We start from the raw sequence: 26,675 nt of genomic DNA, 5'->3' as shown, positions 1-26,675 counted from the left end.
AACCCACCCCCACCCACGCAAAGTTCTTCGCCGATGCCGAATGCCACCTGCGGTTGGACGGGCATATCGACCTCGCCTGCCCGGTGCGCCTCCTCCACGGCAAGGCGGACCCGGATGTCCCCTTCGACATCTCGCTTCGTCTCAAGGCCGCGTTCGGGTCGGGCGACGTTCAGGTGACGCTGGTAGAGGACGGCGACCACCGCCTGTCGCGGGACAGCGACATTGCCCTCCTCAAGGCCATCGTGGCCGAATTCTACGGATAGAACGCCCGTGTCGATCCTCCTCGCGCTCGCCCTGCAAGTCGGCCCCAATCCCACCGGGGGCGCGATTCAGGGTGACGAGCTGGTGCGCGATCGCCCCCCGCGCGAGCAGGTGCAACCCGAGGCCGAGGCGCAGGACAAGCCCGATCCGGTCAGCGCATGGCTCGCCGGGTGCCTTGGCGTGCTCGAGGAAGACCCGGCGCGCGCCCATGCCATGGCGCAGATCCGCCGCGCCGAGACCACCGGGGCCGACCGCGTGCTCGCCAACCACTGCCTCGGCACGGCGGCGAGCGTACTCGGGCTGTGGGATGATGCACGCACCGCCTTCACCGCCGCGCGTGACGAGACACCCGAGGCCGAGCCCCGCGCCCGCGCCCGCTTCGCCGCGCTCGCCGGGGCGGCGGCATTGGGCGGCGGGGATGCCGAGGGCGCGCTCGGCCTGCTGGCGACCGCCGAGCGCGACGCGCAGACCGCCAAGGCCCCGCTCCTCGAAGCCATCGCCGCGAGCGACCGCGCCCGCGCTCTGGTCGCTCTGGGCCGCACGGACGAGGCACTCGCCGCGCTCGAGAATTCGACCACGCTCGCCCCCGACAGGGCCGAGGGCTGGCTGCTCAAGGCGACCCTGCTGCGGCGTCTCGAAAAACTCGCAGAAGCGCAGGCCGCGATCGAACGCGCCGCCACGCTCGCCCCCACCAACCCCGAAACCGCGCTCGAAGCAGGGGTGATCGCGGTGCTCGCGGGCCGCGACGATGCGGCGCGCAAGAGCTGGCAATCGGTGATCGCGCTCGCCCCCGACAGTCCCGCCGCCGCCACCGCCAAGGACTATCTTGCGCAGATCGGCGCGGCGGGCGAAACTGCCGCCGCGCCACAGGAGACCCCCGCGTCATGACCCGTTTCTCCGTGCTCGATCTGGTGCCGGTGCGCGAGGGCGGCACCCTTGCCGAGGCCTTCGCCGCCACCACCGACCTCGCCCGCGCCGCGGAAGCGCTGGGGTGCGAGCGCTTCTGGGTCGCCGAGCACCATGCAATGGACGGGATCGCGGGCGGGGCGACCTCGGTCGTGCTCGCGCATATCGGCAACGCCACCAGCCGCATCCGCATCGGGTCGGGCGGCATCATGCTGCCCAACCACACCCCCTTCCAGATCGCCGAGCAGTTCGGCACATTGGACGCGCTGTTCCCCGGGCGGATCGACCTCGGGCTCGGCCGCGCGCCCGGGGCGGGACCGGAATTGCAGCGCGCGCTGCGCAAGAACCTCCATCAGGCCGCCGAATACTTCCCGCAGGACGTGGTCGAGCTGCGCGCGCTGCTGACGGGGGACTACGACCTGCCGATCGCCGCCACCCCCGGCCTCGGCGCGAAGGTCGAGCTGTGGATGCTCGGATCGAGCCTGTTCGGCGCGCAACTCGCCGCCAAGCTCGGCCTGCCCTACGCTTTCGCCGCCCATTTCGCGCCCGATCACCTCGATGCGGCGCTCGCGGTCTATCGCCGCGACTTCCAGCCTTCCGCGGCACTGGAGAGGCCACATGTGATGGTGGCGATGAATGTCTTTGCCGCCGAGACCGAGGCCGAGGCGTGCCTTCTCGCCTCCAGCCAGCAGCAGAGCTTCGTGCGGCTGCGCAGCGGCAATCCCGGCAAGCTACCGCCGCCGGTGGAATTCTATACCGACACGCTCCCCGCGAGTGCGCAGGCGATGCTCGCCCATCTCGGCCAGGCTGCGGCGGTCGGCACGCGCATGCAGGTTCGCGCCGCGATCGAGGCCTTCATCGCCCGCACCGGCGCCGACGAGATCCTGCTGTGCGGCGCGACCTATGACGCCCGGGCCCGCGTCCGCAGCCTTGAGCTGACGCTCGATGCCTGCCGCGCGCTGGCTGCGGTCTGATCCGAAAAGGGCAATTCCGGTGCTTGCACCCGAGGCGTTAAAGCTTGTATCGCGCAAGACACGATAACTACAATCCGGCATAATAATGTTGCGCGCCAGCCGCAGCCGGGTGCAGGATGGACAGGAGCCGTACATGGGGTCGAAGACCGTCGCCGCCGCGCCGCCCAAGGCGTTGATCAAGGCCCTGCGCCTCCAGCTGGAGGCCTCGCTGCTCCCGGGCGATGCGGGCGCCGACAAGGGCGTTCTCGATGAAGCCGCCGCCTGGCTGCTCGCCGCCGCCGCCACCCGCCAGCGCGGCGCGCCGATCATCCAGCTCGAATCCACCAGCGGCGCGCGCCGCCACCTGCGGATCGCGATCGTCAACGACGACCAGCCTTTCCTCGTCGATTCGCTCGCCGCGGCGATTTCGGCGCAGGGGCTGGGGATCGACCGGCTGCTGCACCCGGTGGTCCCCGTCGAGCGCGACGAAGAGGGCGCGATCACCGGCCTCGGCAAGTCGGGCACCAAAGTACCCGGAAAACGCGAATCGCTGATCTATATCGAGACCCCGCGCGTCGACGCCCGCCAGCGGCGCGAACTGCTCGAAGCGCTCGAGACCACGCTCGGCGATGTCCATGCCGCAGTTGCCGACTGGCCGCGAATGCAGGAGGCGATGGCCGCCGATGCCGCCGCGGTCGCCACGCTGGATACCGAGGCGGGCGCGCTGCTCGATTGGCTGAAGGGCGGGATGCTGACCCAGCTCGGCCACCTGACCCGCCGCCGTGACGGCACCAGCGAAGCGCGCCTCGGCATCTGCCGCGCCTCCTCGCCCGATCTGCTTGCCGATATCTCCTACGCCCGCGCCTTCGAGTGGTTCGACGCGCAGGACAAGGCCGGCACGCCCAAGGCCATGCTGGCGATCAAGAGCAACGTGCAGTCGCGCGTCCACCGCGCCAGCCCGCTCGATCTGTTCATCGTTCCGGTGCGCGAGAAGGGCAAAATCGCCGCGCTCTCGATCCACGCAGGCCTGTGGACCAGCGCGGCGATGAACGAGCGGCCGGGCGAGGTGCCGGTGCTGCGCGCGATGGTGAACGACATCACCGCGCGCCTCGGCTTCGACCCTTCCGGGCACAACGGCAAGGCGCTGGTGCACGCCTTCACCTCGCTCCCCAACGACCTCCTCACCGCCTTCGATCCCGAGCGCGTCGCCGATCTCGTCACCGCCAAGATGGCGCTGATCGATCGCCCGCGCCCGCGCGTCATCATGGTGAGCGCGACGCTTGAGCGCCACGTCTTCGCCTTCGTCTGGCTGCCGCGCGACCACCTGAGCACCGATGTGCGCTTGCAGATCCAGAGGATGCTGCTGGCGAGCCCCGGCGCAAAGCTTCTCGATTGGAGCCTCGAGGTCGAAAGCTCGACCCTCGCGCTGCTCCGCTTCCTGATCGACGTGCGCGCTTCGACGCGCCTGCCCGACGATGCCGCGATCGAGGCCCAGCTCGCCGATCTGCTGCGCGGCTGGAACGAGGCGGTCGCCAGCCACCTTGCCGCGCACGAGGACGACGGCCGCGCCGCCGCGCTCGCCGCGCGCTATGCCCCGGCCTTCCCGACCGGCTACCGTCTCGCCTACGGCCCCGAGGAAGCCGCACGCGATATCGCCAAGCTGCGCGGGCTGATGGTCGCCGAGGGTGACGCACCCATCGCCCGCCCGAGCGAGCGTGCGGTGCGGCTTTACCGCCTCGCGAGTGACGGCGCGGATACGCTGCGCCTGAAGGTCTACCACACCCGCGGCGCGCTGGCGCTGTCGGACGTGGTCCCGGCCTTCGAGAATTTCGGCTTCCGCGTGCTGGCCGAGGTGCCGACCTATCTGACCGATGCCAGCCTCGGCTCGATCCACGAATTCCTGCTGACCCTGCCCGCCGGGCGCGAGGCGGGCGCGCTGCTCGAGTGGGCCGCGCCGATCGAGGCGGCGCTCGCCGACGTGCTCAACGGCGCGGCGGAGGACGATCCCTTCAACCGCCTGGTGCCGGCCGCCGGCCTCTCCCCGCGCGAGGCGAACTGGCTGCGCGCGGTCTATCGCTACCTGCGTCAGACGGGGCTCGCCTACACCATCTACACCGTGGTCGACGCGCTAGTGGCCGCGCCGCAGGTGACCCGCGCCATGATCGACCTGTTCGAGGCGCGCCACAACCCGGCCTTCGATGGCAACCGCGAGGAGGCGATGGCCGCCGCGCAGGCGTCCTTCACCCGCGGCCTCGCCAAGGTCACAGCAATTAACGACGACCGGCTGCTGCGGCTCTACCGCGCGGTGATCGACGCGGTGCTGCGCACCAACGCCTTCGCCCCCGCTGCCGCAGAGGCGCTGGCGTTCAAGCTCGAATCCGCCAAGGTCCCGGGCCTGCCCAAGCCGCTGCCGTGGCGCGAGATCTTCGTCTACAGCCCCCGGGTCGAGGGCATCCACCTGCGCGCGGGCGCGGTTGCGCGCGGAGGGCTGAGGTGGTCCGACCGGCGCGACGACTTCCGCACCGAGATCCTCGGCCTGATGAAAGCCCAGCGGGTCAAGAACGCGGTGATCGTGCCCACGGGCGCCAAGGGCGGGTTCTATCCCAAGCAGCTCCCCAGCCCCGCGATCGACCGCGAGGGCTGGGCGGCAGAGGGCCGCGCGGCCTATGAAATCTTCATCCGCACGCTGCTTTCGGTCACCGACAACATCACCGGCGGGCGCGTGGTGCATCCGCAATGCGTCGAGGTCCACGACGGCGAGGATCCCTATTTCGTGGTCGCCGCCGACAAGGGCACCGCGACCTTCTCCGACATCGCCAACGGGATCGCGCAGAGCCGCGACTTCTGGCTCGACGATGCCTTCGCCAGCGGCGGCTCGAATGGCTACGACCACAAGGCGATGGGCATCACCGCGCGCGGCGCGTGGGTGAGCGTCCAGCGCCACTTCCGCGAGATGGGGATCGACGTGCAGACCCAGAGCGTGCGCGTCGCGGGCTGCGGCGACATGTCGGGCGACGTGTTCGGCAACGGGATGCTGCTCTCCAAGGCGCTGAAGCTGGTCGCCGCCTTCGATCACCGCCACATCTTCATCGACCCTGCGCCCGATCCGCTTGTCAGCTGGAAGGAGCGCGCCCGCATGTTCGCGCTGCCGCGTTCGAGCTGGGACGATTACGACAAGAAGCTGATTTCCAAGGGCGGCGGTGTCTTCCCGCGCTCGGCCAAGACGATCAAGCTTGCGAAGCAGGCGCGCGAGGTGCTGGGGATCGATGCCAAGGAGATCGAGCCCGAGGCGCTGATCTCGGCGATCCTCAAGGCGCCGGTCGACCTCCTGTGGTTCGGCGGGATCGGGACCTATGTTAAGGCCCCGCAGGAAAGCCACATTCAGGTCGGCGATCCGGCCAATGACGGCTTGCGCGTGGACGCCACCGAGATCCGCGCCCGCGTGATCGGCGAGGGCGCGAACCTCGGCGTCACGCAGGCGGGGCGCATCGCCTTCTCGCTTGCGGGCGGCCGCATCAACACCGACTTCATCGACAATTCCGCCGGGGTCGACTGCTCGGACAACGAGGTCAACATCAAGATCGCGCTGGCCGCGGCGACCAAGAGCGGCAAGCTCACCGAAAAGAAGCGCAACACGCTGCTCGCCGCGATGACCGACGATGTCGCCGCGCTGGTGCTCGAGGACAACCGCTTGCAGGCGCTCGCGCTCTCGATTGCCGAGAGCGGCGGGGCCGGGGCGATCCCCGCCTATGTGCGCCTGATCGAGCGGCTTGAGGACATCGGCGATTTCGACCGCCGCACCGAGGGGCTCGCCGACGGCGAGGCGCTGACCCGCCGCGCCGCCGATGGCTACGGCCTCACCCGCCCCGAGCTCGCGGTGCTGCTGTCCTCGGGCAAGCTCGCCTTGCAAGCCGCGATCGAGGCGAGCGATCTGCCCGATGATCCGGTGCTCGAACCCCTGCTGCTCGCGCGCTTCCCGGCGGCAATGCGCAAGACCTTCGCGGCCGAGATCAAGGGCCACCGCCTGCGGCGCGAGATGATCGCGACGAGCCTCTCCAACCGCATCGTCAACCGGCTGGGCATGGTTCATCCGTTTGAACTCGCAGAAGAAGAAGGCGTCGGCCTTGCCGAGGTCGCGGCGGCCTTCGTGGTGACCGAGCGCCTGTTCGGCCTCGAAGCATTGTGGCGCGATCTCGAAAGCGCCGAAATGCCCGAGACCGCGCGCCTTGCGCTGTTCGACCGACTTGCCGCGGCGGTCGGCAACCTCATGAGCGACGTGCTGCGCACCGCATCGGGCAAGGTCGCCGCCGGTGCGATGATCGATGCCCTCGCCGAGGGCGTGACCGCGCTGGTGGCGGGCCGCGAGGAGCTGCTGACCGAGGAACCGCGCGCGCGCTCGAAGGCGCTGCGCGACGGCTTCGTCGGCATCGGCGCGCCCGAGGGACTGGCGGGGCGGGTCGCGGGGATGTTCGATTTCGACGGGGCGGTGGGCCTCGCGCAAGGATCGCGCAGCGGCGGGATCGAGCCGCTGCTGCTGACCCACGCCTTCACCGACATCGGCACCGCATTGGGCCTCGACTGGGCGCAGGGCACGGCGGCGCATATGAGCCCGTCGGACGTGTGGGAGCGGCTGCTGATCTCGGGCCTCGCGCGCGATTTCCAGCAGATGCGGATCGAGTTCCTGCGCCGCCTGATCAAGGGCAAGGGCAGCGCGGCCGACCCGCGCGCGGCGGTGGCCGAGTGGACCGAGCGCAATGCCCAGGGCGTTGCCCAGTTCCGCAAGCTCGTCGCCCGCGCGCAGGCCCGCCCGCCGGTGGGCGCGGCGATGCTGGCGCAGATCGCGGCGCAGGCGCGGAACCTGCTCGAGCGGTGAGGCCCCACCGCCAAACCGCTAACTTGACCCTCCGGCAAATTGCGCCACATCAAGGGCCGCAGATCGCCGGAGGGGCATAGGCAGACAATGACATCGAACCAAAGCCACGCAGACGTCGTGATCGTCGGCACCGGACACGGCGGCGCGCAGGCGGCGATCGCCTTGCGCCAGCACGGGCACGAGGGTTCGATCCTGATGATCGGCCGCGACGATGCTCCGCCCTACGAGCGCCCGCCGCTCTCGAAGGAATATCTCGCGGGCGACAAGGGCTTCGAGCGGATCATGATCCGGCCCGAGAAATTCTGGGCTGAGAAGGATATCGGCCTCAGGCTCGGCGCGGCGGTGATGGCGATCGATCCGGTGCGGCACAGCCTGACGCTGTCCGATGGCGGGCAGGTCACCTATCGCAAGCTGATCTGGTCGGGCGGCGGCGATCCGCGCCGCCTGCCGGTGCCGGGCGCAGTGCTGCCTCAGGTGTTCTACGTGCGCGACAAGCGCGATGCCGATGCGATGATGCAGGCGCTGAGTGAAGGCGCGAAGCGCGCGGTGGTGATCGGTGGGGGCTATATCGGGCTGGAAGCCGCCGCCGTGCTGCGCAAGCTCGGCTGCGAGGTCACGCTGGTCGAGATGCTCCCCCGCCTGCTGGCGCGGGTGGCGGGCGAGGAGCTTTCGACCTTCTACGCCGAGGAGCACCGCCGCCAGGGCGTCGACATCCGCCTCTCGACCGGGGTCCATTCGGTGCTGGGCGAGGACCGCGTCACTGGCGTGCGGCTCGACACCGGCGAGGAGGTGCCTTGCGACATGGTGGTGGTCGGCATCGGGATCGTGCCTGCCGTGGCCCCGCTGATCGCGGCGGGGGCGGCGGGCAGCAATGGCGTCGATGTCGACTTCTGCTGCCGCACGACATTGGACGATGTCTACGCCATCGGCGACTGCGCCGCGCACGCCAACCCCTTTGCCGGAAATGCGGTGATCCGGCTCGAATCGGTGCAGAACGCGCATGACATGGCGAACACCGTCGCCCGCGCGATCATGGGCGAGAAGGAGCCCTATCACGCGCTGCCGTGGTTCTGGTCGAACCAGTATGACCTCAAGCTCCAGACTGCGGGGCTTAGCCTCGGCTACGACCAGACGGTGCTGCGCGGCGATCCCGAGAGCCGCAAGTTCACCGTGGTCTATCTGAAGGCGGGCGTGCCGATCGCCTTCGACTGCGTGGGGACGATGAAGGACTATGTGCAGGCAAGGAAGCTGCTCGAGAGCGGCTGCGGCAGGATCGGCCCCGCGCTGCTGGCGGACCCCGAGGTGGCGCTGAAGGACTTCATCTGAGGCGGGCGAGCGCCCATTCCGCCGCCTCGGCCACCACCGGGTCGGGGTCGCAAGTAAGCGCGTCGACCTGCCCCGCCAGCGCCGCGTTCCCGCTGTTGCCCGCCGCATAGAGGCAGTTTCTCACGAACCGGTCGCGCCCGATGCGCTTGATCGGCGAGCCGCTGAACAGCGCCCGGAACCCCGCATCGTCCAGTGCCAGCAGCTCGCCGAGGCGCGGGGCGACCAGTTCGGCGCGGGGGAGGAACTCGGCGATAGCCTGCGCCGCGGAGGCGAACTTGTTCCATGGGCACACCGCAAGGCAATCGTCGCAGCCGTAGATGCGGTTACCCAGCGCCTCGCGCAATTCTTCCGGGATCGGCCCCTTGTGCTCGATGGTGAGGTAGGAAATGCAGCGCCGCGCGTCGAGCTTGTAGGGCGCGGGAAAGGCGTCGGTCGGGCAGGCGTCGAGGCAGGCGCGGCAGCTGCCGCACTGGTCGCGGTGCGGCTCTGCAGGTGCCAGGTCCAGCGTGGTGTAGATCGCGCCGAGGAACAGCCAGCTCCCGTGGGTGGGGCTGACGAGGTTGGTGTGCTTGCCCTGCCATCCGATCCCCGCCGCCTCGCCCAAGGGCTTCTCCATCACCGGGGCGGTGTCGACGAAGACCTTCACCTGCGCCCCGGGCACCGTCTCCACCAGCCAGCGGGCGAGCGCCTTGAGGCGCTTCTTCACCACATCGTGATAGTCCTTGCCTTGGGCATAGACCGAGATGCGCGCGTGGCTGTCCGAGCCCTCCAGCGCCAACGGATCATGTCCGGGGGCGTAGCTCATGCCGAGCGCGATCACGCTGCGCGCTTCGGGCCACAGCCCCTGCGGCGAGCGGCGGTGCTCAAGCCGCGCGGCCATCCATTCCATCGACCCGTGGTGCCCTTCGCCGAGCCACTCTTCGAGCCGTTCCGCGCGCAGCGGGTCCTCGCGGGCGCTGGCGAACCCGCACACCGCGAAGCCGTGGCCACGCGCCCGCTCAGCGATTGCCTCCGACAGGGTTGCGGCGCTGTTAACCATAATCGGCAAGGGCTCCGTTTAATCCTGTCCGCTAACCGCGTATCCCATGGACATGGCGGTAAGCGATCACACAGCAGCGGGCAATCACGGCAATGGCTCGACGGCACTTCCCGCCGACGGGCGGCCGCTCGCCATCGAGGCCCGCGGGCTGGTCAAGAGCTTTGACGGCACGCGCGCGGTCGACGGGATCGACATCTCGGTGCCCGAAGGCGCGATCTACGGCATCCTCGGCCCCAACGGCGCGGGCAAGACCACGACGCTCCGCATGCTGCTTGGCATCATCGATCCGGACGAGGGCGTGCGCCGCGTGTTCGGGCATGACCGGCCGCACGATATCGGCCGGCTGATCGGCTACCTCCCCGAAGAGCGTGGGCTCTACCCCTCGATGAAGTGCATCGAGGCGATCGCCTTCATGGGCGCGCTGCGGGGCCTGCCCCTGAAGGAGGGCCGCAAGCGCGCTGTCGACCTGCTCGAACGCCACGGCCTCACCCACGCCGCCGACCGTCAGATCCGCCAGCTCTCCAAGGGCATGGCGCAGACCGTCCAGCTGCTCGGCACGCTGGTCCACGAGCCGCGGCTGGTGGTGCTCGACGAGCCCTTCTCGGGGCTCGACGCGATCAACCAGGGCAAGCTTGAGACGATGATCCGCGCGCTGGCGGACGACGGCGTCACCGTGATCTTCTCCACCCACGTCATCCACCATGCCGAGCGCCTGTGCGAGGGCGTCGCGATCATCGCCGGGGGCAAGGTGCCCTATGCCGGCTCGGTCGAGGCGGCGCGTGACCGCATCCCGGCGCAGGTCCGGCTCGAGACCCGTGCCCGCGAAGGCGCGTGGCTTTCCGCCCTCCCGGCCGAGACCCGCCGCAATGGCGATTTCTTCCACTTCCCGCTCCCCGAAAGCGGGATCGAGCTGCTGCTGAAACAGCTGATCGAAGGCGAGGCGGGAATCCTCTCGCTCTCGATCGAGCGCGCCGGGCTGCACGATGCCTTCGTCGCGATCGCCGGCGAGGCCGCTGCGCGCGCCCTGCAAGCCGACAGCGAGGGAGCCGAAGCTTGACCGACCTGCCGCTCCGCCCCCGCCTCTCCGCCATCGAGGCCGCATGGGTCATCGCCCGGCGCGATTTCGTTGCGGTGCTGTTCTCCCGCGCCTTCCTGTTCTTCCTGCTCGGGCCGCTCTTTCCGGTGATCGTCGGCGGGTTGGCCGGGAGCATTGGCGGCGAGGTCCAGCGTGACGCGGTCTCCTACGAGGTCGGCGTCGCCATGTCGCCCGAGGACACCGCAAGGATGGTCGCCGCGGGCGAGCGGCTCGCCCCGCAGCTGCCCTTCGCCCTGCCGAGGCTCCAGCCCGTCCCCGAAGCCGCCAAGGACCCCGCCTTCGATGCGCGCGCCTTCATGGAAGCGCGCCGGGGCAACTACGCCGCGATCCTTACCGGCACGCCGCAGTCGCCCAGGCTGGTCGGCACCGAGGGCCAGATCGCGCGCTGGCAGGGCCCTGTCAGCCTCATCGCCGGTCACGCGCTTGCCGCCGAGCCCGCCGCCTTCCCGCCGGTCAGCGCCTTGCCCGTAACGATCAGCGCCGCCGACGAGCGCACAACCCGCGTCCAGACCGCGCAGATCGCGCAGATGCTGCTGTTCCTGCTCACCATGCTGCTCGCCGGGATGGTGCTGTCCAACCTCGTCGAGGAAAAGGCCAACAAGATCATCGAGATCCTCGCGGCCGCGATCCCGATGGACGCGGTGTTCATGGGCAAGCTCTTCGCGATGCTGGCGGTCTCCTTCGTCGGGATCACGGTGTGGGGCCTGGCTGGCTTCGCGCTGTTCGGCGGCGCGGGCGACGTCATCACCCGGGTCACCGGCTTCGACATCACCAACCTCCCCGCGCCCGCGGTGGGCTGGCCGCTGTTCGTGGTGCTCGGCGTGCTGTACTTCGCGATGGCCTATCTCCTGCTGGGCGCGCTGTTCCTGACGATCGGCTCGATGGCGACCTCGGTGCGCGAGGTGCAGACGCTGTCGATGCCGGTTACCATGCTCCAGCTGATGGTGTTCTTCCTCGCCGCCTATACCATCAAGCAGCCCGGCTCCGGGCTCGAGATGGCGGCGATCGCCTTCCCGCTGTCTTCGCCCTTCGCGATGCTGGCGCGCGCGGCGATGGAGCCGATGCTGTGGACCCACGCCCTCGCGCTCGCCTGGCAGGCGGTGGCGGTGCTGGGGATCGTCAAGGCCGGATCGCTGCTGTTCCGCAAGCGGGTGATGAAGTCGGGCGGGGCGGGACGCGACAAGCGCCGTGCCAAGGACGCAAAGGGCCTGCGCGCCGCCGCCTGAGCCTGTCCCCGAGTCGCCGCCTCGCCGTTCAGCCAGCGCCGCGCGCGGCTGAACCATGAGACACGAGAGACACTGTCCAGAAGCGGAAATCCTCCCCCCGCGCGCGGCTTCCCGCGCCGCGCGGCGCAAAAGGCAGGCGAGGGGGGAAAGTCTCTCATGCCGCCGATCATGTCAGGCGGGCGGCTTGTAGGAAAGCGTCCAATCCGTCCCGAATTGCAACCCATATTGACATTGCTGTAAGTTGCGTCAGACTGCGACTCGTTCAAGAAGCGGCCCCACTCCACAAGCGCCGCCCGACGGGAGACAGACATGGCCACGATTGCCCCCACCCCGCCCGGAATCCAGCGCCCGCAGGTGCGGCGCGAGCCTTCCTCCTACGATGCCCTTCAGGCCCACTTCGCCAAGCATCCCGAGGAACGCCTCCAGCACACCCACCCGTGGGACGTCAGCCGCTCGGACATCTATTTCGAGGACAAGTGGCAGCCGATCTTTGCCGAGATGCGCAAGGCGGGGCAGCTCCACTACATCCCCGAAAGCCCGTTCGGCCCCTATTGGGCGGTGGTCGGCCACAAGGCGATCCAGCACATCGAGGCCCTGCCCGAAACCTTCTCGTCGAGCTACGAGCATGGCGGGATCACGATTCTCCAGCCGCCCACGTCCGAGGAGCTGGCCGAATGGGGCCGCGAGCCGCGCCAGCTGCCGATGTTCATCGCCATGGACCGTCCGCAGCACACCGGCCAGCGCCGCACCGTCGCGCCCAAGTTCACGCCGTCGGCCGTCACCGACATGGAGGCGGAAATCCGTGCACGCACCGGCGAGCTGCTCGACCGCCTGCCGCGCGGCGAGGTGTTCGACTGGGTGGACACGGTCTCGATCGAGCTCACCACCGGCATGCTCGCGATCCTGTTCGGCTTCCCCTGGGAAGACCGCCGGCTGCTGACCTTCTGGTCCGACTGGTCGGGTGATACCGAACTCGGTGCGATCCGCGAGCTCGACGAGCTGCGCTGGGGCATCCTCCAGGAAATGGCGGCCTATTTCCAGACGCTGTGGATCGAGCGCACCATGGACAAGGAGCCGGGCAATGATCTCATCTCGATGATGATCCACTCGCCCGCGATGAACCAGATGAGCCCGGAGGAATTCATGGGCAATCTGGTGCTGCTGATCGTCGGCGGCAACGACACCACCCGCAACACCATGAGCGGGATCATCCACGCGCTCGACAAGTTCCCTGACCAGAGGAAGCTCTACGAGGAAAACCCCGATCTGATCCCCAACGCGGTGCAGGAAATCCTGCGCATGCAGGTGCCGCTCGCCCATATGCGCCGCACCTGCACCGAAGATACCGAAGTCTTCGGCCAGACCATCAAGGCGGGCGACAAGGTGGTGCTGTGGTACATCAGCGCCAACCGTGATGAAGAAGTGTTCGAGGACGCCGACCGGCTCGACATCACCCGCGAGAACGCGCGGCGGCACTTGGCCTTCGGCTACGGCATCCACCGCTGCGTCGGCGCGCGGCTGGCGGAACTGCAGCTGCGGGTGCTGCTGGAAGAAATGCACAAGCGCCGGATGCGCGTGCATGTCGCGGGCGATGTCGAGCGGGTGCGGGCGAATTTCGTCCACGGCTTCCGCAAGCTCGAGGTCGAGGTCACGACTTTCTGAAGGGGGTGAAACCTGGGGGCGCTTCTCGACGTAAAAGGGGAGCGGGCATCGTGCCCGCACCCACGGAGAACCCCATGCGCCTGCCCCTTCTGAACCGCCGCCGCCTGATGGCCGCCAGCGCCGCGATTGCCGGCCTGCTGCCTTTCGTCAGCGCCTGCGGGGCGTCCCCGGCCCAAGCCAAGTCCTATCCCAAGGGCCGGCCCGATGCCGAGTGGAAGAAGCTGCTCACCCGCGACCAGTATTACGTGCTGCGCGAGGCCGGAACCGAGCGCGCCTTCACCTCGCCGCTCAACAAGGAGCACCGCAAGGGCACCTTCGTGTGTGCCGCGTGCAGCAACCACCTCTATTCCTCGACCACCAAGTTCGACAGCGGCACCGGCTGGCCGAGCTTCTGGCAGGCGATCGACAAGGGCGCTGTCGGCACCAGCACCGACTACCTGATCGGCTACCCGCGCACCGAGGTGCACTGCGCCGATTGCGGCGGGCATCTGGGGCATATCTTCGGTGACGGGCCCAAGCCCACCGGCAAGCGCCACTGCATCAACGGCGTGGCGCTGAAGTTCGTCCCGGCTTAAGCGGCGGGCGAGGGCGCGGCGCTGTCATCGAGCAGCGCTGGGGCCTGGAGCAGCGCCGCCAGCCGCGCGAAATCGCCGAGCGTGAAGGTGTCGTCGAACACCACGCCGTAATGCTGGTCGCGCCGCCAGCGCACCTTGGCTCGCACCTCGCGCGGCTTGCCGCCGCCGGGGGCGGGGATCTGGATCCGCACGCTCTGGTCGATCGCCAGCAGCGCCTCGCAGGTCAGCCGCGCGCCCTGCTGCGAGAAATTCTCGACCAGCGCCTCGAAGCTGCCGGCCAGCATGTTCACCGTCACCGGAAAGCACAGCGCCAGGCGGAGGCCGCGCTTGGGGTACTCGCTCGATTCGTTGACGAGCTTTTCGACCTCGACCCCTTCGGCGAAGGTGAAGCCCGCCTCGTTGCCGCGGTGCCAGACCCGGGAGATTTCATAGACGGCGCCCGCAGGCATGTGCAGCGCGAAGTCCTTGCACGAAGGCAGGCCGTGGAACAGGCGCACGCTCACCCCGCTCTCGGACACGTCGCGGATCACGCAGACGAATTCGCCCTGAGCCGAGACCAGCTTGGCCGCGCGGATCAGCAGCGTGAAGCGCGGCGCGGTGCGCTGCTCGTCGCCCGGCTGCTCCGGTAAAGGCTCAAGGCGTGCGTGATTGCTCGCTGGTTCCATGCCCGTTGTCCCAACCCGACAGCCCCTGGTCCTGGCACTGGCGAGACATGCGCGGGGCGGTCTGACCCCACGCTTCTCTCCGGAATTACGCAGCAAGGCGTTAAAGGGGAGATAATGGCGGCTTCCGGCGGTGACGGCACCATGTGTACGGGCGGCGGGACTCGAACCCGCACGAGCAAAGCTCAGGGGATTTTAAGTCCCCGGCGTCTACCATTCCGCCACGCCCGCATGGCGCAGCCCTTGCCACAAACGCTCATGCAAAAGCCAGAGCCTGCCCGAAAGCTTGCCAGTCGCACCCCGAGGCTCCATCTCATCGCTTTATGACATGTTTCGGGCGAGGCGCTTGATGGCGGGCGAGATGACAGACGCGCATTCGGTGGTCGCTACGATCCAGCCGGCGATCACGCTGCTGGGGCTCGGCATCGCCGCCGCGCTCGGCAGCCGGGCTCTGCGGCTGAACCCGATCGTCGGCTATCTCGGCATGGGCCTCGGCCTCTCGAGCCTCGGGATGGCGGGCGATTTCAGCGGACCGGTGGTAGCCGCGCTGGCCGAGGCCGGGGTGATGTTCCTGCTGTTCAACCTCGGCCTGCACTTCTCGCTGGGCCGTATCCGCGCCGAGGCGGGCAATATCTTCGGCTTCGGCAGCTTGCAGATGATCGTCGCGGGCGGGGGCTTTGCCGCGCTGTTCTGGGGGCTGGGCCTGCCCGCGGGCTTCGCGGTGATCGCGGGTTTCGGCATGGGCCTGTCCTCCACCGCGGTCGTCATCGGCCTGATCCGCGAGCGCGGGCAGGAGGATTGCCCGGTGGGCCGCGCGGCGCAATCAATCCTGATCTTTCAGGACATCGCCGCGATCCTGTTGCTGGTGACCGCCGGGGCTTTGGCTAGCGGCGGGGCGCTCGCGCCCGCGCTCGGGATCGCCGGGGCCAAGGCGCTTGCCGCCTTCGCCGTCGCGGTGCTCTTCGCGCGGTTCCTGACCGAGCCGATCTTCGGCCTCATCGCCCGCGCGGGCACCACCGAGGTTTACACCGCGACCGCCCTGTTCATCGCGCTCGCCGCCGGTTGGGCGACAGGAATGGCCGGGCTCTCGCTGACGCTGGGCGCCTTCCTCGGCGGCATGGCGGTCGCCGATTCGCGCTACCGCATCCTCGTGCAGACCGAGATCGACGCCTTCCGCGGGCTGTTCATGAGCTTCTTCTTCATCTCGGTCGGCCTCAGCATCGACCCTGCGCAGCTGGTTCGCGACTGGCAGCTGGTGGTGGCGATGACGGTCGGGGTGATCGCGCTCAAATGCGCCTTCAACGTGGCCGCGGCGGTGCTCAACCGCTGGTCGGTGCCGGGTTCGATCCAGCTGGGCTTCCTGCTGGGGCAGGGGAGCGAGTTCACGCTGGTGCTGCTGGCGCTGCCCGCGGTCGCGGGGCTGGCCGAGCCGCGCCTTGTCTCGGCGATGGTCACCGCGATCGCGATCAGCCTGGCGGCGACGCCCTTCGTCTCCAACCTCGGGCGCAAGCTCGCCGGGCGGCTGCGGCAGGGCCCGCCCGACACCAAGATGGCGGGCGACGATGCAGCCGTGGTCATCATCGGCATGACCCCGGCGGGCCGCGCGGTCGCCGATGCGCTGGAATTCAACGAGATCGATTACCTCGCACTGGAGCCCGATCACGACCGCTTCCAGATGGCGCTCGCCGACGGCTACCACGTCCACCGCGCCAACCCCGCCGACCCGCGCAGCTGGGACGCAATCGGGATGGACCGGCGGCAGGTGCTGGTGATCGCGACCGGGGTGACTGACGTCTCGCGCGAGCTAACCCCGCTGGTCGAGACCCGCGCGCCCGGCATGACCCGGATCATCGCCGTGCCGGGATCGGACGAAATCGACGATATGGCCGCGCTCGGCATGCTGCCGGTCGACATGAGCATGAGCGGCGGGGCCGAGCGGCTCACCGAACTGGTGTTCGCCGCGCTCGAGATGGAGCGCGCGTTGCCCGTGCCGAGCCTCGCGCACGACGACCCCATGCCCCGCGCGGCGTAGTTTGTTTTTCGGGGGCGCATCCGCGCCCCCGTCCTCGGTGCTGTTCCCTCCGCTTCGCTGCGGGGCACCTGCGGGCGCGCGGTCGCGCTTGCGGCCCTGTCAGGGCCGTTTTTGTTTTGCGTGCCCGCCTCCGCGTGCACGTCCTCGGTGCTGCTCCTGAACTTCGCTGCGCTACGTTCCGGGCACCTGCGGCTCGCGCGCGTGCGCTCGCGGTCGCTGCGCGACCGAAATCAGAGCCATACCGTGAGAGTCGTGCTGATCCGGCCCGCCCACGGACGGGCCGCAAGGCCGACCGGCCGGCCGCAGGCGCCCCGGAGCGAAGCGGAGGGAACAGCGCCGAGGAAGGGGGCGCGGAGGCGCCCCCTTATTTATTAAGACGCTCGCGGATTTCCTTGCCGGCCTTGAAATAGGGCACGCGCTTGGAAGGCACGTCCACCGTTTCGCCGGTGCGCGGGTTGCGCCCGCTTCTCGCCTCGCGATCGCGGGTCGAGAAGGCGCCGAAGCCGCGCAGTTCCACCCGGCCCCCCTCGGCCAAGCGCTGTGCGATCTCGTCGAAGAAGATGTCCACAACCTGCTCGATCTCGTCGGCGCGCAGGTCTGGGTTGTCCTTGTGCAATTCCTGCAACAATTCGGATCTGATCATACCGATCTCCCGGCAGCCAGCACGGCCCGACCATGCTGACACCGCTATGCGGGTTACCCCGTCGTTTATATTACTCGCCTCCGACCCATGAGGCGGCCCCTTTAATCCCAGCCGTGCGACTTATGCAATCCCGCCGTCTGAAATTGCATACAAAGTGTCACATTGCGGGGCGAAGCGCAACCTACAGGGCTGTAAGTTAGGAACTTGTCAGGAGACGATCACAAGATCGGCCGGATCGAGCCCCAGCCGCGCCATCCGGCTGCGGATCTCGGGCCATTCTTCGCGCAGGAAGGCCTCGCGCTCGGCGCTGCGCAAACGTTCCGCCGCGCCGCGCACGACATACATGCCCACGCCGCGCTGGACCTCGACGAGCCCGTCGTTCTGGAACTGCTGATAGGCCTTGGCGACGGTCAGCGGGTTCGCCCCCTGCTCGGCCGCGAGCGCACGCACCGAGGGAAGCATCGCGCCCTCGGGATAGACCCCGTCGATGATCGCCGCGGCGATCTGGTCGCGCAGCTTGAGATAAACGGGGCGGTTGGGGTTCATGGCGGCTGGAGTCCCTTACGAGGTGCATCAGTGCCATAATACAGCCATGCGGTCAATTTATTTGCGTGCCCGCCTCCGCCGGCACGTCCTCGGTGCTGTTCCTCCACTTCGCCGCGCTCCGTTCCGGGCACCTGCGGGCGGCCGGTCGGCCTTGCGGCCCGTCCTTTGGCGGGCCGAGGTCACCTGCGCGGCAGCGCGGCGCATTCAGCCGCGGTCAATTGCACCCTTCACACAAGTGAAACACGCGCTAGGGTGCGCGCCCATGGGACCGCGCCCGGAGAGGGGCGCACTTCAGGGATTTTCTGCTTCATGGCCACTCAAGAGCTTCCGCACGGGGACAGCGCCGGGACTTTCCTCGGCCACCCCAAGGGTCTGTTCGTCCTGTTCTTCGCCGAGATGTGGGAGCGCTTCTCCTACTACGGCATGCGGGCGCTGCTGATCTTCTACCTCACCAAGCACTGGCTGTTCGACGACGCGCAGGCGGGCGTGATCTACGGTGCCTATACCGCCCTCGTTTACATCACCCCGGTGCTGGGCGGCTATCTCGCCGACAAGTATCTCGGCCAGAGGAAGGCCGTAACCTATGGCGCGGTGCTGCTGACCTTCGGCCACTTCCTGATGGGCTTCGAAGGCAATGGCGGACAGGACGCGGCGAGCCTCAACATCTTCTGGCTGGCGCTCGCCTTCATCATCGTCGGCTCAGGCTTCCTCAAGGCGAACATCTCGGTGATCGTCGGCCAGCTCTACCCGCGCACCGATGTGCGGCGCGACGGGGCCTACACGATCTTCTACATGGGCATCAATCTCGGCGCCTTCCTGGGATCGCTGCTGTGCGGCTACCTGGGCGAGACCTATGGCTGGGCCTACGGCTTCGGCGCGGCGGGCTTCGGGATGCTGCTCGGCCTGATCGTCTTCACCGTGTTCAAGCCGCTGCTTCTCGGCCGCGGCGAGCCGCCTGCACCGCTTGCCAAGGGCACCGAGTGGACTCTCTATGTTGTGGGTCTGGTTGCTGTCGGCATGGCGTGGTGGATGGTGCAGAACCAAGGCGTGGTCGGCACGCTCCTCGGCACGTTCGGTATCGCTCTGGTCAGCTACGTGCTCTACATCGCAGCCTTCCAAATCCCTTATGGCTCGCTTGATCGTGCACCCAAGCCTTCGCTGGGATTCTTCCTGCTGTCCTCGGCCGTGGCAATCTTTGGCATGCTGATGGTTGGAATCGGCAATTCCGCCATGGTGCCCGTCGCCGCTGCAGGTGGCCTCGGCATGCTGCTGGCAATGGTCTACGAGGCATTCACGCGCAAGAATGAGGACCGCGACCGGATTTTCGCCGCCATGTTCCTGATTCTCGGCTCGATCCTGTTCTGGGCGCTGTTCGAACAGGCAGGCTCGTCGCTCAACCTCTACACCGACCGTTATGTCGACCGCGCAGGCGTGCCCGCTTCGACCTTCCAGTCGATCAACGCCTTCTACATCGTTGCACTTGCGCCGGTCTTCGCATCGCTGTGGACGTGGCTCGGCAAGAAGGGGCTCGAACCTTCCGCCCCGGCCAAGTTCGGTCTGGCGCTGATCCAGCTGGGCGCAGGCTTCCTCGTGCTGGTCGCGGGCGCGGCCAATGGCGTGGCGACCCCGGTGCTGTTCATCTTCCTCATCTACCTCCTCCACACCACCGGCGAGCTGTGCCTGAGCCCCGTCGGCCTTTCGGCGATGAACCGGCTGGCCCCGGCGCACATGGCCTCGCTGATCATGGGCACCTGGTTCTTCGCTTCGGCCACCGGCAACTTCGCCGCCGGCCTGATCGCGGCGGCCACGGGGTCCGAGAAAGCCTCGGGCGAGGGCGCGGGGCAGCAGGTGGTGCTCGACGTCTACAGCCAGATCGGCTGGATCGCGGTCGCGGTCGGCGTCGGCGTGCTGGTCATCAGCCCGCTGATCAAGAAGCTGATGCACCTCGACACTCTCAAGGACGACAACGCCAAAGCCGAGATCGAGGACATTTTCGGCGACGCCCCGCCCAAGGCACACCCTGCCGAGTAAGCGCTGCCTGACGGCGCACTCGTCAAACGACATGGACAAACCCCCCGTTTCCCGTCACACATGTGACCGGGTAACGGGAAGGGTTATGTAATGTTATCACGTGGTTCGTGGCGCGCCCGGGCGGGTGCGCTGGTCACTCTCGCAAGCGCGCTGACGCTGATCGCGGGGGCAACCGTCGCCGACGCCAAGGAGCGCGACAAGAAGAAGGACAAGGACGAGGAGGCCGCCGCGGCCCCCGCCTTCGCCGCGGTCAAGGCCGGCGATCCGGTCTTCCCCTCGACCTACAAGCCCTATCCCGGCGTCGCCACCGCGATCCGCGGCGCCACCGTCTATGACGGGCGCGGCAGGAAAATCGAGAACGGTGTCGTGTTCATGTCCGGCGGCAAGATCGTCGCGGTCGGCGGCCCCGACACCCCGATCCCGGCCGACATTGCGGTCTATGACGCCAAGGGCAAGTTCGTTACGCCCGGCATCATCGACATCCACTCGCACCTCGGCGACTACCCCTCGCCCGGCGTCGACGCCCATTCGGACGGCAACGAGGCGACCAGCCCGACCACGCCCGAGGTCTGGGCCGAACACTCGGTCTGGCCGCAGGACCCCGGCTTCAGCCGCGCGCTCGCCAATGGCGGGATCACGGCGCTGCAAATCCTCCCCGGCTCGGCCAACCTGATGGGCGGGCGCTCGGTGACCTTGAAGAACGTCCCCGCGCGCACGGTGCAGGGGATGAAGTTCCCCGGCGCGCCCTACTCCATGAAGATGGCCTGCGGGGAGAACCCCAAGCGCGTCTATGGCGATCGCGGGCGTATGCCCTCGACCCGGATGGGCAATTTTGCCGTGAACCGCGAAACGTGGCTCGGCGCGATCGACTATGCCAACGACCCGAAGGCCAAGCGCGACCTTGCCAAGGAGACGCTGGTCGGCGTGCTCAAGGGCGAGATTCTGATCCAGAACCACTGCTACCGCGCCGACGAGATGGCGCTGGTGCTCGATATGGCCAAGGAGATGGGCTACAAGGTCACCACCTTCCACCACGCGGTCGAAAGCTACAAGATCGGCGATCTGCTGCGCGAAAACGACGTGTGCAGCGCCGTCTGGGCCGACTGGTACGGCTTCAAGATGGAAAGCTACGACGGCATCCTTGAAAACGCTGCCTTCCTCCAGCGCGAGGGCGCCTGCGTGGTGATCCACTCGGACGACGCGAACGATATCCAGCGCCTCAATCAGGAGGCCGCCAAGGCGCAGGCCGCAGGGGCGCGGGTCGGGATCGACATCCCCGATGCGACCGTGATCGGCTGGATCACCTACAACGCCGCCAAGGCGATGGGCATCGGCGACAAGACCGGCAGTCTCGAGACCGGCAAGATGGCCGATGTGGTGCTGTGGAACGGCGATCCGCTCTCGGTCTATTCGCGGCCCGAGAAGGTGTGGATCGACGGCGCGCTGATGTTCGATGCGCTGAACCCCAAGACGCGTCCGGTGAGCGATTTCGAGCTCGGCCAACCCGGTGAAGGAGATGTGAAGTGAAGCGGCTCCTCACCCTCGCGGCCAGCACTCTGGCCCTCTCCGCCGCGCCTGCCATGGCGCAGGACGTCACCATCACCAACGCCCGCGTCGTCATCGGTGACGGCAGCGAGCCGATCGAGGGCGGCACCGTGGTCGTGCAGGCGGGGAAGGTGGTCTATGCCGGCCCCGCCGCGGGCGCGCCTGCGGGCGGCAGCCCGGTCGACGCCAAGGGCGCCTATGTCACCCCCGGCATCTTCGCCACCGTCACCACCTTGGGCCTCGCCGACGTCGGAGCGGTGAGCGAGACCGAGGATTCGCGCGCCGCGGCGACGCCTTTCAGCGCGGCGCTCGATGCGGCGACGGGCATCAACCCGGTCTCGCAGCACATCCTCGTCCACCGCGCCGCCGGGGTCACCCGCGCCGCGAGCGCGCTTGCCCCGACCGGATCTATTTTCGCCGGCCAGGGAGCGATCATCGACCTTGACGGCGATGCGACCCCGATCGTGCAGGCGCGGGCGTTCCAGATGGTCGACATCAGCGAGAACGGCGCGCGGCTTGCGGGCGGCAGCCGTCCGGCGGCGCACGCCTTGCTGCGTGCGGCCCTGCGCGAGGCGCAGGCGCTCACCGGCAAGCCCGGCCTGCCGCAGACGACCGAGATCGCCAAGGACGACGAGGTCCTGCTGAGCCGCTTCGATGCCGAGGCGCTGGTGCCGGTGGTGACGGGCAAGCAGAAGCTCTACGTCAAGGTCGAACGCGCCTCCGACATCCGCGCCGCGCTGGCGCTGAAGGGGGAATTCGCCGCGCTCGATCTGGTGCTCGTCGGGGCGAGCGAAGGCTGGCTCGTCGCCGCCGAGATCGCCGCCGCCAAGGTGCCGGTGATCGCCAATGGCCTCAACGACCTGCCCGAAACCTTCGAGGAGCTGGGCGCGACCCAGTCGAATGCGGGGCGCATGATGCGCGCCGGGGTCAAGGTCGCGATCAACGCCGCGAGCATGCAGAACCCACGCCGGTTGCAGCAGGTGGCGGGCAATCTCGTTGCGCTCAATCGGTTGCCGGGCGCGGCGGGGATGAGCTGGGGGCAGGCCTTCGCCGCGATCAGCTCGGTCCCGGCCGAGATAAGCGGCATGGGCGGCAAGGCGGGCGTGCTCAAGCCCGGCGCGCTCGGAGATGTGGTGATCTGGACCGAGGACCCGCTCGAGGCGGGCGCGGTGCCCGCGCAGGTGTTCATCGGCGGGATCAGGCAGGACCTCACCAGCCACCAGTCGCGCCTGCGCGATCGCTACCGGGACCTCGACGAGAGCCAGCGGCCCGAGGCTTACGACTGGTGATGCGGAAAGCCCTTGTCACGGCAGCCGCGCTCCTCGCCGCTGCTGCTCCCGTGGCCGCGCAGGAGCGCGCCCCCGATCCCAACGCTCAGAACCCGGCGTGGCACGCGCAGCAGCAGCTCTACCTGCTCGGCCTCAAGGCAGAGGACGGCTGGTACACCGCAGAAGGGGGCCTGCGCTGGCGCTGGCTCAGATATCTGGCCTCGGAGACAAAGCCCAAGGTCAGCGATATCGTCACCGTCCATTACGAGGGCAAGCTGCTCGACGGGACGGTGTTCGACAGTTCTTATGCCCGCGGGCAGCCGGCCAAATTCCCGCTCGCGCGGCTGGTGCCCGGCTGGCAGATCGCGATCCCGCAAATGGGCGTGGGCGAGGTGATCGAGATCGCGATCCCCGCCGACCTCGCCTACGGGCCGGTCGGGCGCGGACCGATCCCGGGCAATGCGACGCTGGTGTTCAAGGTCGAACTGATCGCGATCGGCGGCTAGCGCGGCCAGGCGCGAACCGTTTCGCCTTCGCCATAGAGATGCGCCGCGCTCCAGCGCGCGACTTCGGCATAGACCGGGACCAGCGCGTGGGCGCTCTCGGTCAGGCAATAGCGCGCGCGCTTGCCCTCCGGCGGATCGCGTACCATCAGCCCGGCATCCTGCAGGATCACCAGCCGCGAGGTCAGCGCGGCGCGGTTGATGGCGAGCCCCTCGACGAAATCCTCGAACCGCTCGACCCCCAGAAACGCATCGCGCAGGATCAGCAGCACCCAGCGATCGCCGAGCACGCGCGCGGCACGAGCAATGGGGCAGGGCGCGCGTGAGGGCGTGTAGGTCTTCATCGTCTGATTATCAGACTTGGCAAAGGCCAAGGCAAGCGCCATAACATCTGCAAAACAGACTAATGGAGCCGCTCGTCATGCCCCCCGCCCTCTTTCCCACCCCCGAAGCTGCCGTCGCATACATGAAGAAGGTTGCGGTCGGCCGGTCGGGCTTCTCGACCTGGCTCGATGTCGAACCGATCAAGGTGTGGGAGGGGGAGAGCGAGCTGGTCGTGAACCTGCGACCCGAAATGACCCAGCACCACGGCTATGCCCACGGCGCGATCGTCGGGCTGATGGCGGACAATGCCTGCGCCTGGGCGGGGGCATCGGTGGCAGGCGATGTGGTGACGGGGGGCTACACCATCAGCTTCCTGCGCCCCGCCGAGGGCGAGCGGCTGCGCGCCAAGGGTCAGGTGGTCAAGGCCGGCAAGCGCCAGGTGGTGGTGCGCGCCGACGTCTGGGCCGAGAGCGAGGGCCATCCCCCGATCCACGTCGCCGCCGCACAGGCAACCATCGTGCCGACCGGGATCACCGTCTAGATCGCCTGCACCTAGGCGGCACGCCTAACCCATGTTAGCTGTGCGGACATGGATGGGGATCTGATCACGCTCGCCGCGGCCAATGCCGCTTTCGTCGGTTCGCACTTCGCCATGTCGCACCCCTTGCGGGCGCCCTTGGTGAAGGCGCTGGGTGCGGGAGGCTTCACGCTCGCCTACACCGTGGTGAGCTTCGCGACGCTTGGCTGGGTCGCCCATGCCTTCACCAACTCCGATGCCGTCGACCTGCCGGGCTCGGGCGAGGCAGGATGGATCGCGGCGACTGTCATCACCTGGTTCGCGATGGTGCTGCTGGCGGGCTCGCTGATCGGCAACCCCGCGCTGCCCACTCCGATGGCGGAAGCGCAGGCCCGCGCCGAACCCAAGGGCGTGTTCCGCGTCACCCGCCACCCGATGATGTGGGGGATCGGCCTGTGGGCGCTGTCGCACATGGTGCTGTTCTGGAGCATCCGCACCATGATCACCGCCTTCGCGATGGGCGTGCTGGCGCTGGTTGGCTCGAAGCTGCAGGACGGCAAGAAGGCGGCGCTGATGGGCGCGGCCTGGGCCGAATGGTCGAGCCGGACGTCCTACTGGCCGCGCCTCGGGCAGGTGTTCAGCGTCGGCGCGGTGCCGTTGGTGGCGGGGACGGTGCTGTGGCTCGCGGCAAGCTGGATCCACCTGTGGCACGCGGGCATCCCGGCCGGCGTGTGGAAGTGGGTCGGCTGATCCGTCCTTAGCCCGCTTCGGGGGTGAGGCACGCCTTGGCGCGCTCGATGATCGTCGGTGCCGACACGCGCGACCCGCCCGGGATCTTCCCCGTCATCCGGTGGGCCTTGAGCCTCACCACCCCAACAACGTCCTGACCGGCAATCCCTTCAGCCTCGGCATAGATCGTGCCGTAATGCGTGATGGCAGCCAGACCGTTGGACCTGACGTATGCGACGTCGGGATTGGTGCTCTCCGGGTCCATCTCGTTGACGACCGCATAGATGCTCGCGGCGCAATCGAGGCTTTTCTCTGGCGGCAGATCCTTGAACGCCGCGCCGCCCGTGGGGCCGCAGGCGGAGAGCAGGCTGAGCGCAAGAACAGCCGGCAAGGCGGTGCGACGGTGTGACGGCATTTTCCAACCCCTGTTGCGTTGACGCCTGAGGGATTAGCCGGGAAAAATGGAAATTCCCTTAAGCGATGAGGGGTTTAGCCAGCCGCGACGTGACGTCACTCACCTTTGAACACCGCGCCCCGCTTCTCGATCAGCGCCGCGACGCCTTCGGCATGGTCGGCGGTGGTGTGCATCATCGCCTGCGTGTTGGCGGCAAGCTCCAGCGCGGTGTCGTAACTGGTCTGCTGGCCCTGCCGCAGCAGGTTCTTGGTGTGGCGCAGCGCGTGCGGGGGGAGGAGCGCGATCCGGCCTGCGAGCGCGCGCGCCTCGTCCATCAGCGCGTCCGGAGCGACCACGCGGCTGACGAGGCCCCAGTCCTTCGCCGTGGCGGCGTCGATCACGTCGCCGGTGTAGAACAGCTCGGCCGCGCGGCTCATCCCGATCACGCGCGGCAGGATCCAGGTGCCCCCGTCGCCCGGGATGATGCCGAGCTTGAGGAAGGTCACCCCGAACTTGGCGGTCTCGGAGGCAATGCGGATGTCGGCCAGGCAGGCGACATCGCACCCCAAGCCGATCGCCGGGCCGTTGACCGCCGCGATCAGCGGGACGCGAAGGCCATAGAGCGCGCGCAGCATCAGGTGGATATTGTCGCGATAACCGTCCGAAATCGCCGGAGTGGTGCCGCCGAAGGTGCCGGTCTTGTTCTGCATCGCCTTGACGTCGCCGCCCGCGCTGAAGGCGCGCCCTGCGCCGGTGAGGATCACCACCCGGCATTCCATGTCGCGGTTGATCGCATTGAGGGCACTGACGAACGCGTCGCCATCGCCCGGTGCGCCAAGGGGGTTCATGCTTTCTGCGCGGTCCAGCGTAAGGATCGTGACGGGGCCTTCGCGGGTGATCTGGATCAGGGACATGGGGGCCTTTCGTGCAGCTTCGTGAGCCAGTCAGGCTTGCGTAAAGATCAGCCGCGTAAAGGGCAAGGAACGTGGAAGACGCGCGCCCGGGTGGGGGGCAAGGGCGCAACCGAAAGGAAGGCAATGCCCGGACTTGCACTGCTCCCCATCCCGCCCGCGTTGCTGAGCGCAGCGCTCGGCGCTCCCCTGCCGGGCATGGCCGAGCCGCGGGTCGCGATCGATCCGGGGGTGTGGGCTCTTGCCGCGGAACCCGAGACGCCTGCCGTGCTGCCGCTGGGCTGGTCGCTTGCTGCCGCGCAGGATGCTTCCGCTGAACCGCCCCCGCCCCAGGACGGCGAGCCGCCGGTCGGCGAAATCGTGGTCGAGGGCGAGGTCGGCCCGCCCAAGAGCGATCCGATGGAAGCGGTCAACGAAGGCAGCTACCGCGTCACCCAGGCGGTCGACGAAGCGGTGGTCGAGCCCGTCGCCGACGCCTATCGCGATGGCCTGCCTGAACCGGTGCGCGACGGGCTCGGCAATGTCGTGCGCAACCTCGGCGAGCCGAGCAATGCGCTGAACTTCCTGCTGCAAGGCAAGGTCGGCAAGGCCTTGGGCGCGCTCGGACGGATGGCGCTCAACACCACGGTGGGGGCGGGCGGGCTGTTCGACGT

At 68.5% G+C, this 26,675-nt stretch carries 23 protein-coding genes, 1 tRNA gene and 1 pseudogene; 17 read left to right on the top strand and 8 right to left on the bottom strand.

Translation table 11 applies throughout. From position 1 onward, the window contains the following. The 5 genes and pseudogenes from AX708_RS20705 to AX708_RS01960 all read left to right on the top strand — a co-directional run. Window positions 1-263: pseudogene (locus tag AX708_RS20705) on the top strand (alpha/beta hydrolase); the annotation flags it as partial. A gap of 7 nt (window positions 264-270) precedes the next feature. Continuing rightward, window positions 271-1,149 carry a tetratricopeptide repeat protein gene (locus AX708_RS01975; protein WP_066528806.1) on the top strand — a complete coding sequence of 293 codons (879 nt, stop codon included), beginning with the start codon at window positions 271-273 and terminating at the stop codon, window positions 1,147-1,149. Further along, on the top strand, window positions 1,146-2,141 hold the full coding sequence (locus tag AX708_RS01970; protein ID WP_066528800.1) for an LLM class flavin-dependent oxidoreductase: 996 nt from the start codon (window positions 1,146-1,148) through the stop codon (window positions 2,139-2,141). Before AX708_RS01975 ends, AX708_RS01970 begins: the two co-directional genes overlap by 4 nt. A gap of 133 nt (window positions 2,142-2,274) precedes the next feature. Further along, window positions 2,275-6,993, top strand: a complete 4,719-nt coding sequence (locus tag AX708_RS01965; protein ID WP_066528845.1) for an NAD-glutamate dehydrogenase domain-containing protein — start codon at window positions 2,275-2,277, stop codon at window positions 6,991-6,993. 87 nt (window positions 6,994-7,080) lie between these two features. Continuing rightward, on the top strand, window positions 7,081-8,319 hold the full coding sequence (locus tag AX708_RS01960; RefSeq protein ID WP_066528797.1) for an NAD(P)/FAD-dependent oxidoreductase: 1,239 nt from the start codon (window positions 7,081-7,083) through the stop codon (window positions 8,317-8,319). Here the strand turns inward: AX708_RS01960 and queG are convergent. After that, entirely contained in the window at window positions 8,312-9,358 is a 1,047-nt protein-coding gene (gene queG / locus AX708_RS01955; protein WP_066528794.1) for a tRNA epoxyqueuosine(34) reductase QueG, read from the bottom strand. The genes AX708_RS01960 and queG overlap by 8 nt on opposite strands. 46 nt (window positions 9,359-9,404) lie before the next feature. Between queG and AX708_RS01950 the strand changes: the two genes are divergently transcribed. From AX708_RS01950 to msrB, 4 genes are all read left to right on the top strand, one after another. Then, entirely contained in the window at window positions 9,405-10,415 is a 1,011-nt protein-coding gene (locus tag AX708_RS01950) for an ABC transporter ATP-binding protein (protein ID WP_066528791.1), read from the top strand. Further along, the gene (locus AX708_RS01945) at window positions 10,412-11,680 is read left to right on the top strand and encodes an ABC transporter permease (protein ID WP_066528789.1); all 1,269 of its coding nucleotides are present in this window, start codon (window positions 10,412-10,414) and stop codon (window positions 11,678-11,680) included. The genes AX708_RS01950 and AX708_RS01945 overlap by 4 nt, the downstream gene beginning before the upstream one ends. Before the next feature lie 309 nt (window positions 11,681-11,989). Continuing rightward, window positions 11,990-13,342 carry a cytochrome P450 gene (locus AX708_RS01940; protein ID WP_066528787.1) on the top strand — a complete coding sequence of 451 codons (1,353 nt, stop codon included), beginning with the start codon at window positions 11,990-11,992 and terminating at the stop codon, window positions 13,340-13,342. A 74-nt stretch (window positions 13,343-13,416) separates the two neighbouring features. Beyond that, on the top strand, window positions 13,417-13,917 hold the full coding sequence (gene msrB, locus AX708_RS01935; RefSeq protein ID WP_066528785.1) for a peptide-methionine (R)-S-oxide reductase MsrB: 501 nt from the start codon (window positions 13,417-13,419) through the stop codon (window positions 13,915-13,917). Here the strand turns inward: msrB and AX708_RS01930 are convergent. Both AX708_RS01930 and AX708_RS01925 read right to left on the bottom strand, forming a co-directional pair. Then, window positions 13,914-14,582: a PilZ domain-containing protein gene (locus AX708_RS01930; RefSeq protein ID WP_066528784.1), complete on the bottom strand. Its 669-nt coding sequence runs from the start codon at window positions 14,580-14,582 to the stop codon at window positions 13,914-13,916. The two genes, msrB and AX708_RS01930, sit on opposite strands and share 4 nt — an antisense overlap. A gap of 146 nt (window positions 14,583-14,728) precedes the next feature. Continuing rightward, a tRNA-Leu gene (locus tag AX708_RS01925) sits at window positions 14,729-14,810 on the bottom strand. A gap of 130 nt (window positions 14,811-14,940) precedes the next feature. Here AX708_RS01925 and AX708_RS01920 point away from each other — a divergent pair. Next, window positions 14,941-16,611 (top strand): cation:proton antiporter, encoded by a 1,671-nt coding sequence (locus AX708_RS01920; protein WP_197426027.1) that lies wholly within the window; start codon window positions 14,941-14,943, stop codon window positions 16,609-16,611. Between the two features lie 364 nt (window positions 16,612-16,975). Here AX708_RS01920 and AX708_RS01915 read toward each other — a convergent pair whose 3' ends face one another. After that, complete coding sequence (locus AX708_RS01915; RefSeq protein ID WP_066528781.1) at window positions 16,976-17,254, bottom strand: integration host factor subunit beta; 279 nt, start codon at window positions 17,252-17,254, stop codon at window positions 16,976-16,978. Between the two features lie 207 nt (window positions 17,255-17,461). Next, a complete protein-coding gene (locus AX708_RS01910) occupies window positions 17,462-17,800 on the bottom strand; it encodes a GntR family transcriptional regulator (RefSeq protein WP_066528779.1) in 339 nt (112 codons plus the stop codon). Between the two features lie 309 nt (window positions 17,801-18,109). Between AX708_RS01910 and AX708_RS01905 the strand changes: the two genes are divergently transcribed. The 4 genes from AX708_RS01905 to AX708_RS01890 all read left to right on the top strand — a co-directional run bounded on the left by AX708_RS01905 (window position 18,110) and on the right by AX708_RS01890 (window position 23,150). Further along, the gene (locus AX708_RS01905; protein WP_066528777.1) at window positions 18,110-19,831 is read left to right on the top strand and encodes a peptide MFS transporter; all 1,722 of its coding nucleotides are present in this window, start codon (window positions 18,110-18,112) and stop codon (window positions 19,829-19,831) included. A 90-nt stretch (window positions 19,832-19,921) separates the two neighbouring features. Continuing rightward, a complete protein-coding gene (locus AX708_RS01900; protein ID WP_066528776.1) occupies window positions 19,922-21,358 on the top strand; it encodes an amidohydrolase in 1,437 nt (478 codons plus the stop codon). Next, a complete protein-coding gene (locus AX708_RS01895) occupies window positions 21,355-22,665 on the top strand; it encodes an amidohydrolase family protein (RefSeq protein ID WP_066528774.1) in 1,311 nt (436 codons plus the stop codon). The genes AX708_RS01900 and AX708_RS01895 overlap by 4 nt, the downstream gene beginning before the upstream one ends. After that, entirely contained in the window at window positions 22,665-23,150 is a 486-nt protein-coding gene (locus tag AX708_RS01890; RefSeq protein ID WP_066528767.1) for an FKBP-type peptidyl-prolyl cis-trans isomerase, read from the top strand. The genes AX708_RS01895 and AX708_RS01890 overlap by 1 nt, the downstream gene beginning before the upstream one ends. Here the strand turns inward: AX708_RS01890 and AX708_RS01885 are convergent. Beyond that, window positions 23,147-23,491 (bottom strand): helix-turn-helix domain-containing protein, encoded by a 345-nt coding sequence (locus AX708_RS01885; protein WP_066528839.1) that lies wholly within the window; start codon window positions 23,489-23,491, stop codon window positions 23,147-23,149. The two genes, AX708_RS01890 and AX708_RS01885, sit on opposite strands and share 4 nt — an antisense overlap. A gap of 77 nt (window positions 23,492-23,568) precedes the next feature. Between AX708_RS01885 and AX708_RS01880 the strand changes: the two genes are divergently transcribed. Beyond that, the gene (locus AX708_RS01880) at window positions 23,569-24,012 is read left to right on the top strand and encodes a PaaI family thioesterase (RefSeq protein ID WP_066528836.1); all 444 of its coding nucleotides are present in this window, start codon (window positions 23,569-23,571) and stop codon (window positions 24,010-24,012) included. Between the two features lie 48 nt (window positions 24,013-24,060). Then, a complete protein-coding gene (locus AX708_RS01875) occupies window positions 24,061-24,738 on the top strand; it encodes an NnrU family protein (RefSeq protein WP_066528766.1) in 678 nt (225 codons plus the stop codon). A gap of 7 nt (window positions 24,739-24,745) precedes the next feature. Here AX708_RS01875 and AX708_RS01870 read toward each other — a convergent pair whose 3' ends face one another. Together AX708_RS01870 and AX708_RS01865 are read right to left on the bottom strand one after the other, a co-directional pair. Next, complete coding sequence (locus AX708_RS01870) at window positions 24,746-25,132, bottom strand: hypothetical protein (RefSeq protein ID WP_156443364.1); 387 nt, start codon at window positions 25,130-25,132, stop codon at window positions 24,746-24,748. A gap of 95 nt (window positions 25,133-25,227) precedes the next feature. Beyond that, on the bottom strand, window positions 25,228-26,025 hold the full coding sequence (locus tag AX708_RS01865) for a crotonase/enoyl-CoA hydratase family protein (protein WP_066528759.1): 798 nt from the start codon (window positions 26,023-26,025) through the stop codon (window positions 25,228-25,230). Window positions 26,026-26,148: 123 nt separating this feature from the next. On the opposite strand from AX708_RS01865, the gene AX708_RS01860 reads away from it, so the two are divergent. Then, window positions 26,149-26,675: MlaA family lipoprotein (locus AX708_RS01860; RefSeq protein ID WP_197426330.1), on the top strand; the 527-nt coding region annotated here is incomplete at its 3' end.

The sequence above is a fragment of the Erythrobacter sp. CCH5-A1 genome, assembly GCF_001557115.1.
GTDB lineage: Bacteria > Pseudomonadota > Alphaproteobacteria > Sphingomonadales > Sphingomonadaceae > Erythrobacter.
The sequence above is the reverse complement of the archived record's forward strand: the minus strand, read 5'-3'. Positions and strand labels throughout refer to the sequence as shown.